The 3624-nt window shown below is 37.4% G+C and carries 4 protein-coding genes; 2 read left to right on the top strand and 2 right to left on the bottom strand.

Going from position 1 to position 3624, the window contains the following annotated elements; translation table 11 throughout:
- A partial coding sequence (locus CS842_RS00010; protein WP_241518383.1) for an alanine--tRNA ligase-related protein occupies positions 1-1319 on the top strand: 1319 nt, incomplete at its 5' end.
- Positions 1316-1756, top strand: coding sequence for a phage integrase SAM-like domain-containing protein (locus tag CS842_RS00005; protein ID WP_103326531.1), 441 nt, complete (start codon positions 1316-1318; stop codon positions 1754-1756). The genes CS842_RS00010 and CS842_RS00005, both read left to right, overlap by 4 nt.
- Positions 1757-2054: 298 nt before the next feature.
- Here the strand turns inward: CS842_RS00005 and CS842_RS06685 are convergent, their stop codons facing one another.
- Both CS842_RS06685 and CS842_RS06680 read right to left on the bottom strand, forming a co-directional pair.
- Complete coding sequence (locus tag CS842_RS06685) at positions 2055-2228, bottom strand: hypothetical protein (protein ID WP_195909785.1); 174 nt, start codon at positions 2226-2228, stop codon at positions 2055-2057.
- Between the two features lie 204 nt (positions 2229-2432).
- Complete coding sequence (locus tag CS842_RS06680) at positions 2433-2576, bottom strand: hypothetical protein (RefSeq protein WP_195909784.1); 144 nt, start codon at positions 2574-2576, stop codon at positions 2433-2435.
- Between the last annotated feature and the right edge of the window lie 1048 nt (positions 2577-3624).

The raw sequence follows: 3624 nt of genomic DNA, 5'->3' as shown, positions 1-3624 counted from the left end.
GTCTTCAAAAGGAACGCTCTCGTAAGGCCGGAAATATACAAAGTGACGACTGGATTATTCTTAAAGAAATGTCCTCTGAGGGTCAAGAAGATTTCCTGGGATACGATCATTTAAATATTAAAACATACATCAGTAGATATCGCCGTGTACAAACTCCCAAAGGCGCTTATTATCATATTGTTCTTACTTCCACGCCTTTTTACGCCGAAGGTGGCGGGCAGCTGGGCGATAGTGGATATATAGAAAATGAAAACGAAAGAATATCTATTGTAGATACCCGAAAAGAAAATGGTCTTTTTATTCATATCGCTGAAAAGCTTCCTGAAAATCCTGCACTGATTTTCAAAGCCGTGGTGGATGAAAATCGTCGAAAAAATATTGAAAAAAATCATAGTGCCACTCATTTGTTGCACTATGCACTCAGGAACGTATTGGGCGTGCATATTGCTCAAAAAGGTTCTTATGTAGGCCCGGATCGCTTGCGCTTTGATTTTTCACACGCTCAAAAGCTTTCTTATGAGCAATTGCGAGCTATCGAGACCTTAGTACAAGAGATGATCGATAAAGACCTTCCATTGCAGGAATCTCGAGAGCTTCCATTGGAAAAGACGATTACCCAAGGCGCTATAGCGTTATTCGGAGAAAAATATGGAAATAAAGTCCGTAGCGTAGGTTTTGGCCCATCTTTAGAGCTGTGTGGTGGAACACATGTAAGACGGAGCGGGGAAATCGGATTATTTAAGATTATAGCGGAATCATCTGTAGGTTCAGGTATTCGTCGTATAGAGGCGCTCAGTTCAAAGGCTGTTCTTATATACTTAAAAAAAGCCAACAAAAGCTATCAAGGGATGCTTGCGGAAATGCATCACCCGGCCGATCCTCTCAAATTTCTTCGTAAGCTACAGGAAGAAAATAAAAGTTTGCGAGCGCAAATCGATCTTTTCACAGCGAAAGAAATCCGGAATCTAAAAAAAGAATGGTTGACAAAGGCTCAAAAGCACACCGCATTTACCCTCATTTGTGAGAAAACTCACTTGAGCCCTTCTTCAATAAAAACAATTTCCTTAGAATTGCGTAGGGAGTACAAGAGATTAATTTTGCTCATCGCTCATGCCGAAAAAAATGAGGCGACACTCCATGTGGCGGTTTCCGATGATCTGGTGGATGAAGGGGTAGATGCTTCTTATATTATTCAAAAACTTGTGCCTTATATTAAAGGGAAAGGGGGAGGGCAGAAATTCTTCGCCACGGGAAAGGGCAGTGATCCTGAAGGTTTAGCTGAAGCTTTTAAGCGGCCAAATGATTTTATACCTCTATGAATGACTATGCTAACGCTTGCACTATCAAAAGAGATTGGGTTCGCACCGAGGTGCTTGAATTTTTCGGACAAGGAGATAATAAGAAAAAAGGACCTTCCGTGACAGAGTGGTTAGAAAAATACATAGAGAAAGTCCCAACTCTGATCAAAAAGAACAAGAAAAGACCTCTCTCTGAGAGAACCGTAGTAACTTATAAAACTACCTTAGATAAAATCAGGGTTTTTCAGGAGTATAAAACTAAACAATTAAAGCTCATCGATATAAACCTCTCCTTTCATGAGGAGTTTATGGAGTATTTAAGCCAAACAGAGAGACTCAGAAGTTCAACTACGGGAGTGATGATAAAAGACCTCAAAGCTTTATGCAGAGAAGAGTTTGAGTATCCCGGGTTTTTATTCCCAGAGCTTCTTCGGAAAAAACGGAAAGTGTTTACTTAAGCGATGAAAAGATCGAGAAGATTTACGCTCTGGATCTCTCTTGTAGTAGAAGGATCGATAACGCGAAAGACTGCGCCATAGTGGGTCTTCGAACAGGTCTGAGGGTAAGCGACTTTATGAAGTTCGATACCAAGAACATCAAGTCAGGTTATATAGAGGATCAAACCCAAAAGACAGGTTATAAGGTGATCATACCTCTTCATCTACATATCTTAAGATCGTGCTGGAAAAAAGAAGTGGATTGCCAAGAAAGATAGCGGATAATAATTTTAATCTCTATTTTAAGAGGATCTGAAAACTAACGGGCATCACACAAGAAACACGCAGATCTCTCATGAACCCCAAAACAAGACGCAAGGAAGAAGGGTGTTTGCCAAATACCAACTGAAGCTCTCACACCTGCCGAAGATCCTTCGCCACGAACCTTTAAGGCAAACTGCCCAACCTCTCTATCATGTCTGTCACGGGACATAAGAAGGAAAAGTAGTTTTTAGAGTATATCAAGATCACCCCGAAAGAGCACGATGAGAAGCTTAAATCCCTCTGGGAATAGGCTATTAAGATAAATCTCCGGCGCATGGACATTCGGCACCTCAAATATATTTTTTTTCAAAGCGATGATATGTTGACATGAGCTGGTAGCGCTTCTTCTTTGATGTTTTCCAAAATGCTTTTATCAAAAATGTGCAGTACGATAATCATCCACAAAGCCTCTGCCGCCAATATATAAAGTACACTCTTTAGATAATAAACCCGGATATTTTTGATCTTCTTTATAATCAGATAGTAATGCTCCCATTCCAGCAGCTAAAACTTCCAAAGAAAAAAAATAATCGTAGCTACAAAATTATCCAATGAAATTCTTAATGTAAACCATCGGACTTATCACATCTTCTTTAGGGTTAAAATCGTAAGCTACCGGTACAGTATAAACGTCAAATACGGGCCATACACAGAAAAGTAGAAAAAAAGATCCTCATAAAGCGAGAAATTTCCCTTTTAAAGGGGCGCTTTTTTAAAAGGAAACCTCCCAAAAAGTACATGTTAAGGGGGTGAGATAATAAGGATGATCTTATAAACATGAATACCTCCTAGATTGTATTCTGTTATGTCGATTAAAAAAGAACCCAATCCATAAAAATCAAGCGTACAATATATTATATAAAAATGACACTAAAGTTTAGTAAAATCGCCATTAGAGATGCCAACACTTTCTTATAGTCCAGCCTGGAATAAAAAATATAAAAAAGCAATATGCTGTAGCAGAATCTAATAAAATTTGTCCATTCTTTCGCATCCTTGCTATCTCTGACGAGATAGTCAGTCTGATAAGTTACACCAAGCTGAAAAGAAGCTTTGCATCAATACTTTATATTGTTCTTCACTCATTTCTCTTTTAACTCTTTTCGAATCAGGCACCGTAAGCTCATCTTCGTTGCTACAAGCGTTAAAGAATAGGAACAGTATCAGGAATAGGAGACATTTACTTTTCATAGATTGACGTAAATTGATTATTATATATTATTAAAATAATAATATATATATATTTATTATAAATAACATTTTATGTTATAATTTTTTCTAAAATTATATAAATATTTATCTTTTTAATTATTAATTGTAATTCTTTTTCCCTTTAGGACATCGGAAAATTCTTTATAAAACAAAATTAAGATGATAAGGGAAATATTTCAACATCTGTCCTTTTTTACGGATAGGTATCGGCTATGTTTCGCTAAAGGGGGAGAGGTTTTTTAAACTTTTATTTAGTGTAGTTTCACCTGTGGATCATGACCTTCATAGGAGATTAAAAATAAAAAGTCAATTTTCGCAACGCGATCAGTCTTTAAAAACATACCAGAAAAATA

Source organism: Bacteroidetes bacterium endosymbiont of Geopemphigus sp., from assembly GCF_002904345.1.
GTDB lineage: Bacteria > Bacteroidota > Bacteroidia > Flavobacteriales > Blattabacteriaceae > GSPS2-BC2016.
The sequence above is the reverse complement of the archived record's forward strand: the minus strand, read 5'-3'. Positions and strand labels throughout refer to the sequence as shown.

Coding starts and splice junctions, on each gene's coding strand:
- CS842_RS00005 (WP_103326531.1), top strand. CDS start 1,316: ATGAATGACTATGCTAACGCTTGCACTATCAAAAGAGATTGGGTTCGC.
- CS842_RS06685 (WP_195909785.1), bottom strand. CDS start 2,228: ATGTCCCGTGACAGACATGATAGAGAGGTTGGGCAGTTTGCCTTAAAG.